The sequence below is a fragment of the Roseovarius sp. MBR-78 genome (assembly GCF_040547535.1).
Lineage (GTDB): Bacteria > Pseudomonadota > Alphaproteobacteria > Rhodobacterales > Rhodobacteraceae > Roseovarius.
In genome coordinates, this window is the sequence record NZ_JBEPPX010000018.1 from 1 (window position 1) to 14,339 (window position 14,339).

12 protein-coding genes are annotated in these 14,339 nt (G+C 66.7%); 5 read left to right on the forward strand and 7 right to left on the reverse strand.

Annotated features, from left to right (window positions below):
* Positions 1 to 115: 115 nt before the first annotated feature.
* The 3 genes from ribD to ABIE58_RS14175 form a co-directional block, all read right to left on the reverse strand.
* Positions 116 to 1,240 (reverse strand): bifunctional diaminohydroxyphosphoribosylaminopyrimidine deaminase/5-amino-6-(5-phosphoribosylamino)uracil reductase RibD, encoded by a 1,125-nt coding sequence (gene ribD / locus ABIE58_RS14165; protein ID WP_502950103.1) that lies wholly within the window; start codon positions 1,238 to 1,240, stop codon positions 116 to 118.
* Positions 1,218 to 1,691, reverse strand: coding sequence for a transcriptional regulator NrdR (gene nrdR / locus ABIE58_RS14170; RefSeq protein ID WP_354545366.1), 474 nt, complete (start codon positions 1,689 to 1,691; stop codon positions 1,218 to 1,220). The genes ribD and nrdR overlap by 23 nt, the downstream gene beginning before the upstream one ends.
* Before the next feature lie 130 nt (positions 1,692 to 1,821).
* Entirely contained in the window at positions 1,822 to 2,391 is a 570-nt protein-coding gene (locus ABIE58_RS14175; protein ID WP_354545367.1) for a hypothetical protein, read from the reverse strand.
* Positions 2,392 to 2,560: 169 nt separating this feature from the next.
* Here ABIE58_RS14175 and ABIE58_RS14180 point away from each other — a divergent pair, with 169 nt between their 5' ends.
* The 5 genes from ABIE58_RS14180 (at position 2,561) to ABIE58_RS14200 (ending at position 10,244) form a co-directional block, all read left to right on the forward strand.
* Positions 2,561 to 3,007 carry a tellurite resistance TerB family protein gene (locus ABIE58_RS14180; protein WP_354545368.1) on the forward strand — a complete coding sequence of 149 codons (447 nt, stop codon included), beginning with the start codon at positions 2,561 to 2,563 and terminating at the stop codon, positions 3,005 to 3,007.
* A gap of 694 nt (positions 3,008 to 3,701) precedes the next feature.
* Complete coding sequence (locus tag ABIE58_RS14185) at positions 3,702 to 7,250, forward strand: Hint domain-containing protein (RefSeq protein ID WP_354545369.1); 3,549 nt, start codon at positions 3,702 to 3,704, stop codon at positions 7,248 to 7,250.
* 260 nt (positions 7,251 to 7,510) lie between these two features.
* The gene (locus ABIE58_RS14190; protein ID WP_354545370.1) at positions 7,511 to 8,881 is read left to right on the forward strand and encodes a DUF2927 domain-containing protein; all 1,371 of its coding nucleotides are present in this window, start codon (positions 7,511 to 7,513) and stop codon (positions 8,879 to 8,881) included.
* 3 nt (positions 8,882 to 8,884) lie between these two features.
* The gene (locus ABIE58_RS14195; protein WP_354545371.1) at positions 8,885 to 9,052 is read left to right on the forward strand and encodes a hypothetical protein; all 168 of its coding nucleotides are present in this window, start codon (positions 8,885 to 8,887) and stop codon (positions 9,050 to 9,052) included.
* Positions 9,053 to 9,059: 7 nt separating this feature from the next.
* Positions 9,060 to 10,244, forward strand: a complete 1,185-nt coding sequence (locus tag ABIE58_RS14200) for a vWA domain-containing protein (RefSeq protein WP_354545372.1) — start codon at positions 9,060 to 9,062, stop codon at positions 10,242 to 10,244.
* Positions 10,245 to 10,260: 16 nt separating this feature from the next.
* Here the strand turns inward: ABIE58_RS14200 and ABIE58_RS14205 are convergent, their stop codons facing one another.
* The 4 genes from ABIE58_RS14205 to ABIE58_RS14220 form a co-directional block, all read right to left on the reverse strand.
* Positions 10,261 to 11,646: an alkaline phosphatase D family protein gene (locus ABIE58_RS14205; RefSeq protein ID WP_354545373.1), complete on the reverse strand. Its 1,386-nt coding sequence runs from the start codon at positions 11,644 to 11,646 to the stop codon at positions 10,261 to 10,263.
* Between the two features lie 165 nt (positions 11,647 to 11,811).
* Positions 11,812 to 12,741, reverse strand: a complete 930-nt coding sequence (locus ABIE58_RS14210; protein WP_354545374.1) for an AEC family transporter — start codon at positions 12,739 to 12,741, stop codon at positions 11,812 to 11,814.
* Positions 12,742 to 12,745: 4 nt separating this feature from the next.
* Positions 12,746 to 13,543, reverse strand: a complete 798-nt coding sequence (locus ABIE58_RS14215) for an MBL fold metallo-hydrolase (protein WP_354545375.1) — start codon at positions 13,541 to 13,543, stop codon at positions 12,746 to 12,748.
* On the reverse strand, positions 13,543 to 14,334 hold the full coding sequence (locus ABIE58_RS14220) for a TatD family hydrolase (protein ID WP_354545376.1): 792 nt from the start codon (positions 14,332 to 14,334) through the stop codon (positions 13,543 to 13,545). Before ABIE58_RS14220 ends, ABIE58_RS14215 begins: the two co-directional genes overlap by 1 nt.
* Positions 14,335 to 14,339 lie beyond the last annotated feature (5 nt).

Here is a 14,339-nt window from a genome sequence, read left to right on the forward strand (position 1 = left end):
GCTCATCCTCCTCGCCAACACCGTCCTCAAGCGCGACACGCCATGGCAACCAAACCCGCCGTCCTGAGACGGTTGCTTGATTCCGCGCGGGGGACCCGATGGCCCCGCCCCGGCATCACCCCGCTCGCGCCCAGCGGTGCATCACATCGCCGCCAATGGCCCGCGTCTCGATGAGGTCGAACCGCGCCGCCTCGTCGAGCCGCGACAGGCCCAGCGCGCCCAGCCCCGGCAGCCCCTCGGCCCCGATGGCAAACCCGGCGGTAAAGCCTATCAGCTCATCCACCAGCCCCGCGCCCAGCAGCGAGGCCGCGAGCGCGCCGCCGCCCTCGCAGAAGACCCGCGTCAGCCCCGCCGCGCCCAACGCGCGCAGCATCGCGCCCGCATCCACCTGGCCCGCCACCACCGCGCAGGGCAAGAGCCGCGCACCAAGGCCGCGCCACGCCTCGGCCAGCGCCGGGTCAGCCCCGTCACCGTGGCAGAGCCAGAGCGGCACCTCGCGCGCGCTGCGCGCAAGCTGCGACATCAGCGGCAGATCGAGCCTGCGCGACACCACCACCCGCACCGGTTGCCGCGCCACGCCCATGCCGCGCGCGGTCAGCATCGGGTCATCGGCGCGCGCCGTGCCCGCGCCGACCATCACCGCATCGTGGCGCGCGCGCATGGCATGGACCGCGCGCCGCGCCTCCGGCCCCGTGATCCACTGGCTATGCCCCGAGGCGGTGGCGATGCGCCCGTCGAAACTTGACGCGAGCTTGAGCGTGACAAAGGGGCGGCCCAACTCGTTGCGAATAAGGAATCCGGCGTGATCGCGCGCCGCCTCCTCGGCCAGAACACCCGTGGTCACCGCGAGGCCCGCCGCCCGCATCATCTCGAAACCGCGTCCCGAGACGCGCGGATCGGTATCGTCGAACGGGGCCACGACCCGCGCCACCCCCGCCGCGATCAGCGCCTCGGAGCAAGGCGGGGTGGCGCCGTGATGCGCGCATGGCTCCAGCGTGACATAGGCGGTGGCCCCGCGCGCCTGCGCCCCGGCCTGCGCCAGCGCCTGTGGCTCGGCATGAGGCCGCCCGCCGGGGGCCGTTACCCCGCGCCCGACGATGCGGTCGCCCTGCACGATGACGCAGCCCACCGCCGGGTTGGGCGCGCATTGCCCCATGCCCCGCCGCCCCAGCGACAGCGCCAGCGCCATGAAGCGGCGATCGGCCCCGGTCACCGGCTTAGTCTTGGGCGGGCGCGCCATCCTCGGGGCGCAGCTCGCTCACGAAGCGGTCGAAATCATCGGCTTCCTGGAAATTCTTGTAGACGCTGGCAAAGCGTACATAGGCCACGGTGTCGATCCGGGCGAGGGTCTCCATCACGATCTCGCCGATCACCTTGGAGGGGATATCTGTCTCGCCCATGCTCTCGAGTCGCCGGACGATGCCGGAAATCATCTGCTCCACGCGCTCGGGATCAATCGGACGTTTCTGCATGGCGATGCGGATCGAACGCTCAAGCTTGTCGCGGTCGAAATCCTCGCGCCGACCGTTGGTCTTGACCACCACGAGATCGCGCAACTGCACCCGCTCATAGGTGGTGAACCGCCCGCCACAGGCCGGACAGAACCGCCGCCTGCGGATTGAGACATGCTCTTCGGCAGGGCGTGAATCCTTGACCTGCGTGTCGATATTTCCGCAAAACGGGCAGCGCATCCCCCGTCCCCCTTTTCTGTTCTGCCTCTGGGATCATGGGTCTGATGCCCGTTTATCCACAGGCACTATAGGACAGCCGCAAGGTTTTGGGTAGAGGGCATTTGCCGCCCCCAGATCAAGGGGCACGCGCCTATTTGCGCCCGCGCAGCACCGCGCGCGGGGACCGCAGGTCGCGCAGCGGGGCCAAGAGCGCGCGCCACAGGCCGTGCCGAACCGGCTCCGGGTGATGCGCCTGCGGCACACGATGCCAGCCGTCGTCAAAGAGCGGGGCCAGCCTCGCCTCGCTCAGCACCCAGCGCCCGCAGCGCCCCTCTTGACGGTCGGCGCGCTGATAGCCAAGCCAGCGATCGAGCACCGCCCCGCAGGTGAGCCGCGCTGCGGGCAGCGGCAGGTAAAACCCGCTGTTGATGCGCAGGCAGATATTGTCGAGATGCCGCGCGACCGGGCGATACTCCTCGGGCACATGCGGCTTGGGCAGGTAGTTGAACCGCTCGGGCGCGCCGTTGAAAAAGACACAAAGCGCTGCGGCAAGATCGAGATCGCGGCGCGCCATGACCCGCCCCAGCCCCGCGCAGGGGGCCTCTGACCAGTCCAGCGCATCGAGCGCATCGGCCAGCGCCTCGCCCGAGAGGTGCGCGAGCACGTGCCCTTGGGGCCGCGCTCCGCTATGCCTTGGACGCGCCGAATCCGATCTTGCCATGTCGTGCTATCCTCCAGCGGGAATTTCTGCACCCAGAGTCGCGCGTCAAGACGCACTTTCTGAGGAACAATCATGGCAACGTTGCGGCACGGGCACGGGGCGGGGCGGCGCGCGGCGCAGGGGCAATTTTCCGCTTTGGCGCGGCGGTGCCGCTCGCTATGGTCATGTTATGTGGCCCCGTATCCTCCATGCGCTTTCCGCGCCCAAACCCATCCCCCTGCCAGAGCCGGACGAGCGTCTGGCGCTTGGGGCGCTGATGGTGCGTATCGCAAAATCCGACCGCGATTATGCCCTGGCCGAGATACAGCGCATCGACCGGCTGCTTGCCGCGCTCAACGGGATCGGCCCGATCGCGGCGGCGCGGATGCGCGCGGATTGCGAGCGGCTTGAACGCGCGGCCCCCGATACCGATCTTTTCGGCCACATGATCCGCGACCGCGTGCGCATCGACGCGCGCCTCGCCGCGCTCGAGGCGCTGTGGGAGGTGGTGCTGTCGGATGGCGATTGTGCGGCAGAAGAGATCGCGGTGCTCGACGCCGCCCGCGAGGCGATGGGCCTGAGCGAGAGCGACAGCGCGGCAGCGCGCGCGCTTGCCGAAACCCAGGGCCAGGGTTAACGCAACCACCGGGGTAGCGGGCCCGCGAATCAGCGGCTGTGCGACAGACCCGCCGCTCATTACGCGCCATACGGCGACAATGCCCCGTATTGGCCGCCATTGCCCTCGCCGCGCGAACGATCCCGTTAACCCTTTGCCGCACCCGGCGGCAGCCCCGCGATCTGCGGTTGTGCGGTTCGCGAACGGAAACAATTGCCCCCCCCGCGACGCGGTTCATCGGGCAAAAGCCGTGATCTGAGTGCTATATCATGAGTATAAGCGCCATGTTTGCGCAGTTTCAGCGAAACAATGGCCTCCGGCAAACTTGGTGCGTAAAGCGCAATGATGGCAGAAACTGCCCCCATGTCACCGCATCGGTCACATTTGCGTCAAGTTTCCTCTTGGGCAAAATCCGGCAGTAAAGTAAAACCACTGCAAGCCCAACTGGGGGGTGATGTTCATAGGTCACGGGGGCGACCATCATTATCCGCAACGCGATGTATCGCGTGCCGGAGAGATGTTCGCCACGGTGCCGGTCGATGATCCGACCGCACAAAATGCGCGGCGCGTTCGCGTGGCGGGGGCATTCCTCTCAGGCTATTGGGATTGTGAGGGTCGCCCCTGCCGATGCGGCATCATCTGCGGTTTGGGACACTTGATTTGAACACCGTAGAACCGGTCGATCTGGCCGCTTCGCGCATTTGGGAGTTGAGATATGCCTGTGAACAGAGTCGAAGGCGACAATGGTGCCAACCTGATCGACGATGCGTTCCTGACCGACCCGGAGGGCGACCGGATCGACAACAACGACGCGCCCGACGCATCCAACGATGATACGGTCGAGGGCCTTGGCGGCGACGACACCATCGTCGCAGGCGAAGGTAATGACACGGTCTATGCCGGATCGGGCAGCGACTCGGTCGAGGGTGGCGCTGGCAGTGATCTTCTAGTGGGCGATTCGGATAACCCTGCATCCGGCGGTCGCGAGGTATTCGAGTGGTCGCTTGCCCCCGATCCGAACGACGCCGATCCGATCGAGGGCGGCGACGCGATCGCGGGCTTCACCCAGAATACCGGCTCTGTCGATGTCACCTTTGCGGTGCTCCAGGCGACCGGCCCTGTCGATACGCTCTTTGCCGACAACGCGCAGAACGTGGACGGCGTAGTGACCGACGGCACCCCCGCCAATGACAGCAGTTCGCTCTCGGCGGATGTCGCGGCGACCGGCGGTACCGATCTCAAGCTGCAATTTTCGGCGGATGTGACCGATGTGTCCTTCCAGATCAACGATCTTGACGGGCTGGAGGACGTGCAGATCTTCGCCTTCGACGCGGCCGACAACCTCGTGCCCGTCACCCTCACCGGCGGCAGCGCGGTGTCGGTGGTCAGCGGCGAAGAGGCCGAAGGCAGCGGCACCGGCACGGATGCCGACGCGGCCAACAGCCTGACGGTGAGCATTCCCGGCCCGGTCTCGCAACTGGTGGTCCGCTACACCGATCCCGACGGTGCGCAGGATGGCATCAATGTCACCGATGTCTATTTCAACACCGTCCCCGGCACCATCGACACCGGGGCTGCGGGCGATGACACGCTGCTGGGCGGCGATGGCGATGATACGCTGCTGGGCGAGGATGCCAATGACGTGCTGACCGGCGGGGCCGGGGCCGATTCCATCGCGGGCGGCGCGGGCGAGGATACTATCCTAGGCGGCACCGCGGGCGACGTGGCCGATGGCGGCAGCACCGGCATCGACAATGACACGCTCGACCTGAGCGGCTCGGGCCCGCTACGCGTGGCCGAGGAAACCGCCGATCCCGACGGCAACTCCACCTCCGGGCGCATCGAGTTCGTCGATGGCGGCGGCGCGGTCACCGGCGAGATGACCTTTGCCGAGATCGAGACCCTGATCCTGCCCGACAGCGGCGGCGCGCCCGTGACCACCCCGGACACGGCCACCACCGACGAGGATACCGCCGTCGATATCCCGGTTCTCGCCAATGACAGCGATCCCGATGGCGACCCGCTCACCGTGGGCACCGCCACCGCCACCAACGGCACGGTGACGATCAACCCCGACAACACGCTCACCTACACGCCGAACCCCGATTTCAACGGCACCGACACCATCACCTACACCGCCGATGACGGCACCGGCAACACCACGCCGGGCTCGGTGACGGTGACGGTCACCCCGGTAAATGACGCGCCGGTGGCGGGCGATGACAGCGCCTCGACCGATGCCGATACCGCGGTGACGGTCGATGTGCTGGCCAATGACAGCGATGTGGATGGCGACCCGCTCAGCGTGACCGCTGCCACCCCCGGTGCCAACGGCACCACCACGGTTAACGCAGACGGCACGATCACCTACACGCCCGATGCGGGCTTTACCGGCACCGACACGTTCGACTACACGGTCGAGGACGGCAATGGCGGCACCACAACGGGCACCGTTACAGTGGGCGTCGGCGGCGTGGCCCCGCGCGACGGTATCGTGGACGGCACCGCCGGTGCCGATCTCATCGACACTGCCTATGCAGGCGATCCCGACGGTGATTTCGTCGATGCGGGCGATGCGATCCTGCCCGGTGCCGCGCCCGATGATGACAGCATCCGCGCGGGCGATGGCGACGATACAGTTCTGGCAGGCCTGGGCGATGACGAGGTCGAGGGCGGCCGCGGCAGCGACAGCATCGAGGGCGGTGCCGGCAACGACACGATCGATTCAGGTGTGCCCGTGGCCGATGGCCCGCTGCCCGATCTGGGCTTTCCGCCCAACGTGCCCGCCGATCCGATCCCCGGTGACGATCTCGATTTCGTCGATGGCGGCGCGGGCGATGATGTCATCTCGACCGGCGACGACGCCGACACCATCCTTGGCGGCGCGGGCAATGACAGCATCGACGCCGGTATTGACGCCGACAGCGTAGAGGGCGGCGACGGTGCGGATACGATCATCGGTTCCGAAGGCTCGGACACGATCAGTGCGGGCGCAGGCGATGACCTTGTCTTTGGCGGGCTTGACCCGGCCTTCCCGGATGCGCTCAACATCCCCGATGCCACCGATCCGGTGCTCGACAATGGCGATGATCTCCTCACCGGCGGTGCGGGCAACGATACGATCTTTGGCCAGGATGATAATGACACCATTTCCGGCGGCACCGGCGATGATTTTGTCGACGGAGGCATCGACAACGACTCGCTCGAAGGCAATTTCGGCAACGATACCGTCCTTGGCGGCGATGGCGACGATACCATTCGGGGTCTGTTTGACAATGACAGCCTTGAAGGCGGCGCCGGGGCCGATGTCATCAACGGCGGCGACGGGGCGGATATCGTCTCGGGCGGCGATGGCGATGACGAATTGCGCGGCAATAACGGCAATGACACCCTGTCGGGTGCCGCCGGGGCCGATTTCATGGCCGGTGGCAATGATCGCGACGAATTCCTTGCAGTAACTGCGGGCGATGAAATCGACGGCGGCTCGGGCGACAGCACTGCCGACGGGGTCGAGGACGATATCGACACGCTCGACCTGCGCGGCCTTGGCCGGTTCGACATCGTCGGAGAGACGGTGGACGCGGATGGCGATTCGACCTCTGGCACGGTCAACTTCCTTGCCGCTGATGATACCGTCACCGGTGCACTGACCTTTACCGAGATCGAGAACCTGATCCCCTGCTTCACCCCCGGCACGCGTATCGCGACGCCGCGCGGCGAAGTGCTGGTAGAGGATCTGCGCGAGGGCGACCGCGTCATCACCCGCGACAACGGCTTGCAGGAGGTGCGCTGGGTCGGCACGCGCGCGCTTGGCTCTGCCGATCTGATGGCATCGCCGCATCTGCGCCCGGTGCGCATCAGCGCAGGGGCGCTTGGCCATGGCCTGCCCGAGCGCGACATGATCGTGAGCCCGCAACACCGCGTGCTGCTCACCTCCGAGCGCGCCGCGCTTTATTTCGGCGAGCGCGAGGTTCTGGCGGCGGCCAAGCACCTGACCGGCATGGAGGGCATCAGCGAGTTGCGCGCCACCAACGGGGCAACCTATATTCACTTCATGTGCGACCGCCACGAGGTGGTGCTGTCGGACGGGGCCTGGACCGAAAGCTTTCAGCCCGGCGAGCAGGTTCTCGATGGGATGGGCGACGCCTCGCGCGAGGAGATATTTACCCTCTTCCCGGAACTGCGCGACACGACGGGGATCGAGGCCTATCACGCCGCGCGCCGCTCGCTCAAACGCCACGAGGCGCGGCTTTTGGTGGAGTAACCGCCAACCGGCCTGCCCCGGCCCGCGGGGATGCGCCGCACCGGCTCAAAATCGAAACAATCCCGGCCACTCGCCGGGATTGTTTCCGTTTGCGCGGGCAATCCACGCAAACCACCCCGCCCGGCTCAGGCTTGATCGACGACAGGCCCTGTGTCACAGTTTTGCCTTGGCGGTTCCTTGACCAGAACAGGAAGGGCGGCCAGTTCTGGTTCCCGTCGCCCTTGCCGACACTGACCGGGAAACATGAAGACGGGGGAACCATGCGCCGAGTCGTCCTGCCCATCTGCCTCTTCCTCGGGGCCTGCGTTCCGGGCGCCTACCAGTCGAATACCGCCTCGCGCGCGGCCATGCCCGATGACAGCATTCTGCCCCCGATGAAGGGATTTTCCGCGCCAAGCCCGGTGCCGCCGCAACGCGCCAACCGCGACATCCTGCGCGATTTTCTCGATCTTTCCTTCCAGATGGAATCAGGGCGGATGCTGCAACGGTTCTCGCGCTTCGAGGGGCCGATCACCGTGCGCGTTACCGGCCAGGTGCCGATCACCCTGATGGCCGATCTCAACCGGGTGATCCACCGGCTGCGCAGCGAGGCGGGCATCGACATAAGCCGCGTCACCGAGGGCGCAGCGAGTATAACCATCGAGGCGGTGCGCCGCGACGAGATCCGCCGTAACCTGCCCAGTGCTGCCTGTTTCGTGGTGCCCAATATCGACAGCCTGGCCGAGTATCGCCGCGCGCGCGGCACCCGTCTCACCGATTGGACGCGCATCACCCGGCGCGAAAAGATCGCGATTTTCGTGCCAAATGACGCCAGCCCGCAGGAAACGCGCGACTGTCTGCACGAGGAACTGGCGCAGGCGCTGGGGCCGCTCAACGATATGTATCGCCTGTCCGACAGCGTGTTCAACGACGACAATGTGCACGCGGTGCTGACCGGCTTCGACATGCTGATCCTGCGCGCCTATTACGCGCCCGAATTGCGCGCGGGCATGTCGCGCCGCGAGGTTGCCGACCGCCTGCCCGCCATCCTCAGCCGCCTCAACCCCAAGGGCGACGGGATCGCACCACGCTTTGCCGGGACGACGCCGCGCGCGTGGATCGAGGCGATCCAGACCGCGCTTGGCCCCGGCGCGCGCGCGCGCGCGCGCCGCACCGCCGCGCTTGACGCGGTGCGCATCGCGCAGGCCATCGGTTGGACCGATCACCGCCGCGCCTTCAGCCATTTCGCGCTCGGGCGGCTGGCGCAGGCCAGCGACCCCGATTTCGCCCGCGCGCAATTCGCCATCGCCGACCGGTTCTATCAGACGGTGCCCGGCACCGGCCTGCACCGCGCCTATGTCGCGGCGCAGCTTGCCAGCCACGATATCGCGCTCGGGCGCGGCGAAGACGCGCTGGCACGGCTTGGCCCCCATGTCGCCGTGGCCGAACGTTTCGAAAATGCCGCCCTCATCGCCACGCTCAAGATGCTTCAGGCCGAGGCGCTTGACCTTGAAAACCGCGTGGCCGAGGCACAGGCGGTGAGGCTGGACAGTCTCGGCTGGGCGCGCTACGGCTATGGGGCAGATTGGGCGGTGCAGGCCAAGCTGCGCGAAGTGGGCGCGCTCAACCCGCTCAGGGGGCCGAACGGATAAGCGATGATCGTCATTCTTGGTGCGATATTTGGGGCCGCAGGCGGCGGCATCCTCGCCTGGCGGCGCAAGGGAAAACCCGCGGACATGGCGCTTTACGCCTTTGTCTTCGGGCTGCTCTTTGCGATCGCGGGGCTGTTCCTGACCCTGATCCTGCACCGCGCCGCCATGTGAGGCGGCGATGTTCCTGCCCTTCTTCGAAACCCTTCGGGCGGGCGGCGTGCCGGTCTCCTTGCGCGAATACCTGACCTTTCTCGAGGCGGTGCGCGCAGGGCTTGTGACCTATGACATCGAAGCGTTCTACTATCTCGCCCGTAGCGCGATGGTGAAGGACGAGCGCCATATCGACCGCTTCGATCGCGCCTTCGCCCAGAGCTTCAAGGGGCTGGAAAGCATCAGCGCAAGCGAGGTGCTCAACGCCGTGGACCTGCCCGCCGACTGGCTGCAAAAAATGGCCGAAAAGCACCTGACGCCCGAGGAAAAGGCCGAGATCGAGGCGCTTGGCGGGTTCGAGAAATTGATGGAAACGCTCAAGGAGCGGCTGCGCGAGCAGGAGGGCCGCCACCAGGGTGGCTCCAAATGGATCGGCACCGCGGGCACCTCGCCCTTTGGTGCCTATGGCTACAACCCCGAGGGCGTGCGCATCGGCCAGCACGAGAGCCGCCACCGCCGCGCCGTCAAGGTCTGGGACAAGCGCGAATTTCGCAATCTCGACGACAGCGTGGAGCTTGGCACCCGCAACATCAAGGTCGCGCTCAAACGCCTGCGCCGCTGGGCGCGCGACGGCGCGCATGAGGAGCTTGACCTCGACGGCACCATCCGCGCCACCGCCGAGAATGGCTGGCTCGACGTGAAAACCCGGCCTGAGCGGCGCAACGCCGTCAAGGTGCTGCTGTTTCTCGACGTGGGCGGCTCGATGGACCCGCATATCAAGGTGGTGGAAGAGCTTTTCAGCGCCGCGCGGGCCGAATTCAAGCATCTCGAATATTACTATTTCCACAACTGCCTTTACGAGGGCGTCTGGCGCGACAATGCCCGCCGCTGGGATGCGCAGGTACCGACATGGGAGGTGCTCAACACCTATGGCCCTGATTACAAATGCATTTTCGTGGGCGATGCCAGCATGAGCCCCTACGAGATCGCCTATCCCGGCGGCGCGAACGAACATTGGAACGCCGAGGCCGGGCAAGCGTGGCTGGAGCGCGCCCGCGCGCAATGGCCCGGTCACCTGTGGATCAACCCGGTGCCCCGGCGCGAATGGGATTACACCCGCTCCATCGCCATGATCCGCGAGATTTTCGATGATCGCATGGTGCCGATGACCCTCGAAGGGCTGGACCGGGGGATGAAGGCGCTGCTGCGCTGAAATCGCGGCAGGCCAGCTATGGGATCGGCAACGGCGCGCTGCGGCCGCTGTCCTCCAACTCCCACTCTGCCTGCCATCTCCCGGCGCATCGGCTCAGCACCAGGTAATTCCGCTCTGCCACGTAATAGCCGCCCTGCCCCGCGATCCGCTCTATCGTGATCGGATGCCCCGCCAGCGGGGCCTCGCCCAGCCGCGACAACAGGTCGAGCACCCGCGCCCAGAGCCTGGGCGGCGCACGATGCGCGATGCCCGACGCCACCAATTGATGCAGGTAAAGACCGTCGCCCAGATCCATCACCGCCCGCGTAGCAAGGTGAATCTCTCCCGACACGGCAACGATGTCATGGCGGCTTGCGCGTGCCAAGTCGCGCACCAGTTCCAGCATCCGCCGCCATTCGCCGCGATGCGCCCGGCTTTGCCATTGGTCGCGCAGATCATCCTCGTATTTCTGCATTCGCGGCACCAGAACCATCGCCCGCTCCAAAAGCGACAGGCGCGGCCCCAGCAGCGGCACGCTTGACATCAAAAGGCTCTGACCCGTCTGCGTGCGCGCGGCCTCGGCATCCATCATCTGCCAGCCACCCTCGCCCATGATCTGGTGCCGTGTCCGCTCGGACCGCATATCGGGGGCGAGAATACGCAGGTCACCGCGCCGCACCGCCCAGCCCAGATGCGCGCCCTCGGGATCGGCAAAGCGCGCGGGCAGATCGCCATCGCGCGCGGCGTGCTGGAAGATCAGGAAACTCTCGCGCGCCACCTCAAACAGGCATTGCCCCACCGGCGAACATGTGCGCGAACTCGGCAAGGAGCCCCAGCCGTCGCAAATGTCGTGATCGTCCCATTGCATGAGCGAGGGCACCCGCGCCGCCAGCCACGCGAATTGCGGCGCGCGGTAGAGCGCGGCATAGCGCTCGAAGAACCGCGCCCGCAGATGCGCGCGCAAATCTGCCAGCTCGGCGGGGCGCGGCGCGCGTGGGATGCGCTCGGGCCAGCCATCGCTCAGCGGATGGCCCTGTGTCACCTCGTCGGCATAAATCTGGTCGCCACCATGCAGCAGCAACGCGAAGGGTGCGCGCTCATGCTCGGCCTGCAACCGCGCCCACATGGCGTTGCGCTCGGACAGGGCGCGGTCCATATCCCCGGTTTCCTCGCCGTTGCACGACACATAGGCCAGCCGCAGGTCGCCCGAAAAATCGGCGGCAAGCGGGTAGTCCTCGCCGTTCCAGCGATAGCCCGCCCCCGGCGCACAAGCCACGCAGAACCGCGCCCGCCACACGATCCCCGCGCCATAGGCGGCAATCTGCTCGGGGGCGCTCTCGCTGGCATCGGTCCTGACCGGCGGCGGCGTCACCCCCGGCGCGGCGATGAACAGCGCGGCCAGATGCAGGCGCGTCTCGCTCATGTCATCAAGAAGCAGAACCGGGCCTGTTATGTCGTTCTGCATTATCTCAGCATGCCCTTTCCCGGTGACCGTCAGCGCATGACTGCGCGCGATTTTGCCCAAGGTCCAACCGAAGCCGCAGCGCAACCCGCGCAGGCAGGGTGCAGGGGCCCGCATAGCCCGGCATCATGGCAGCACCGACAGCCACAGCCACGCCGTGCCCACCGTCAGCCCCGTGGCAATCAGCACGCTCGACGCCGCCACGCGCCGGGCCTGGCCATACATGTTGGCAAAGATATAGGCGTTGACGCCGGGGGCCATTGCCGCCGTCACCACCGCCGCGCGCAGGCCCTCCACCGGCAGGCCAAGCCCGCGCCCCAGCCCGTAGGTGATCAAGGGATGCGCCACCAGCGACACCGCGCAGACATAGAGGATCACGCGCATATCGCCCTCGGGGCGGTATTGCACCAGCACGCCGCCGAGGCCAAAGAGCGCCGCCGGCAGCGCCGCGCGTACCATCAGGTCGAGCGCGTCATTGACCGGGCCGGGGATCGGCAGCCCTGACAGGTTGACGGCAAACCCCGCCGCGATGCCCATGATGAGCGTGTTGGAAAACATCGCCCGCCCGACCTTGGCCGCGACCCGGCCCGCCGATTGGCCGCGCGCGCGCACCACCTCCATCGCGGTGATGCCGATGCCGTAGCAGAACGGCGAATGCACCGCGATGATGGCGAAATTGGCCGACAGCGCACCGATGCCATAGGCCCGCTCCATGATCGGCAGGCCCAGCAGGACCGAGTTCGAGAACAGCCCGCAAAAGCCGATGGCCACCGCGTCCTCCCACGACCTGCCAAAGATCAGCCGTGCGCCGAAAAGGCCCAGCAGGAACCCCGACAGCGCGCCCGCGTAAAAGCTCAGGAGCAGGCGCCAGTCGAAACTCTGCGCCAGATCAAGTCGCGCCAGCGCCGTGAACAGTAGGCAGGGGACGGCGAATTTCTGCGTGAAGGTCATCAGCCCGTCGACACCCGCCGCGCTGAACCAGCCCCGCCAGACCGCAAGATAGCCGAACCCGATCACCAGAAAGACCGGAACGATGACCTCCAGAAGCGCCTGCACCGGCTTAGACCGGGTAGCGGATCACCATCCCGTCATGGGCGGGGGTGATGTGCTCGGGTGTCTCCGCCGCGACGGTCGCGTAATCCATGTCGATATGCATGTTGGTGAGCACCGCGCGGCGCGGGGCCGCGCGCGCGATCCAGTCCAGCGCCAGATCAAGATGGGCGTGGGTGGGGTGCGGCGTGCGCCGCAGCGCGTCGAGCACCCAGCAATCCAGCCCTTCAAGCATGGGCCAGACCGGCGCAGGGATCTCCACCACGTCGGGCAGATAGGCCAGCCCCTCGATGCGAAAGCCAAGCGCGTCAATCGCGCCATGCCCCACCTTGAACGGGGTGAGCGTGATCGGCCCGCCCGCGCCCTCGACGGTAAAGGCTCCGTCGATCGTGTGCATGTCGAGGATCGGCGGATAGGGGCTGTCCTCGGGCTGGGTAAAGACATAGCCGAAGCGGGAATAAAGCGAGTTTTGCGTGTCGCCATCGGCCCAGACGGGAAGGCGCGTGCGCATGTTGAAGACGATCATCCGCAGATCGTCGATGCCGTGGACATGATCGGCGTGCGCATGGGTATAGGCCACCGCATCGAGCGTGCCGATCCCCGCATCAAGAAGCTGCGCGCGCAGGTCGGGGGTGCTGTCGATCAGCACGCGGGTGATGCCGTCTTCGGTCTCGCGCTCCACCAGCATGGAACAGCGCCGCCGCGTGTTGCGCGGGTTGTCGGGGTCGCACGCGCCCCAATGCCCGCCAAGGCGCGGCACCCCGCCCGACGATCCACAGCCAAGGATGGTAAAGCGCAACTCGCCCATCACAGAACCGCCTTGGTGAACAACCGCTCGAAATTGGCCTCCGTCTGCGCGGCGAATTCCGCGAAGTCCATGCCGAAAACCTCGGCCCCCTTCTGCGCGGTGTAGAGCGTATAGCCCGGCTCGTTGCGCCGCCCGCGATGGGGAGGCGGCGCCAGATAGGGCGCGTCGGTCTCCACCAGGATGCGTTCCACCGGGGCGCTTGCGAAAATATCGCGCAGGTCTTGGCTGCGCGGGAATGTCGCGATCCCCGACATCGAGAGATAAAACCCCAGATCAAGCGCCGCCCGCGCCAACCCCGCACCGGACGAGAAGCAATGCAGCACGCAAGTATAGGCCCCGCCGCGATATTCCTCGGTCAGGATGCGCGCCATGTCCTCGTCGGCATCGCGTGCGTGGATGATGAGCGGCAGGCCGGTCTCGCGCGCCGCCGCGATATGGATGCGCAGGCTTTGCTGCTGCACCTCGGCGCTTTCGGCGGTGTAGTGGTAATCAAGGCCGGTCTCGCCGATACCCACGAATTTCGGATGCGCGGCAAGCGCCACCAGGTCGTCAACCGTCACCATCGGCTCCTCCGCCGCGCTCATCGGGTGGGTGCCTGCGGCGTAGAAGACGTTTGAATAGCTCTCGGCAATCGCGCGCACCTGCGGCTCCTGCCGCAGCCGCGTGCAGATCGTCACCATGCGGTGCACCCCCGCCGCGCGCGCGCGGTCGATGACCGCGTCACGCTCGCCGTCGAAATCGGGGAAATCCAGGTGGCAATGGCTGTCGGTTATGCGGATATCGGTGCTCATGCGTC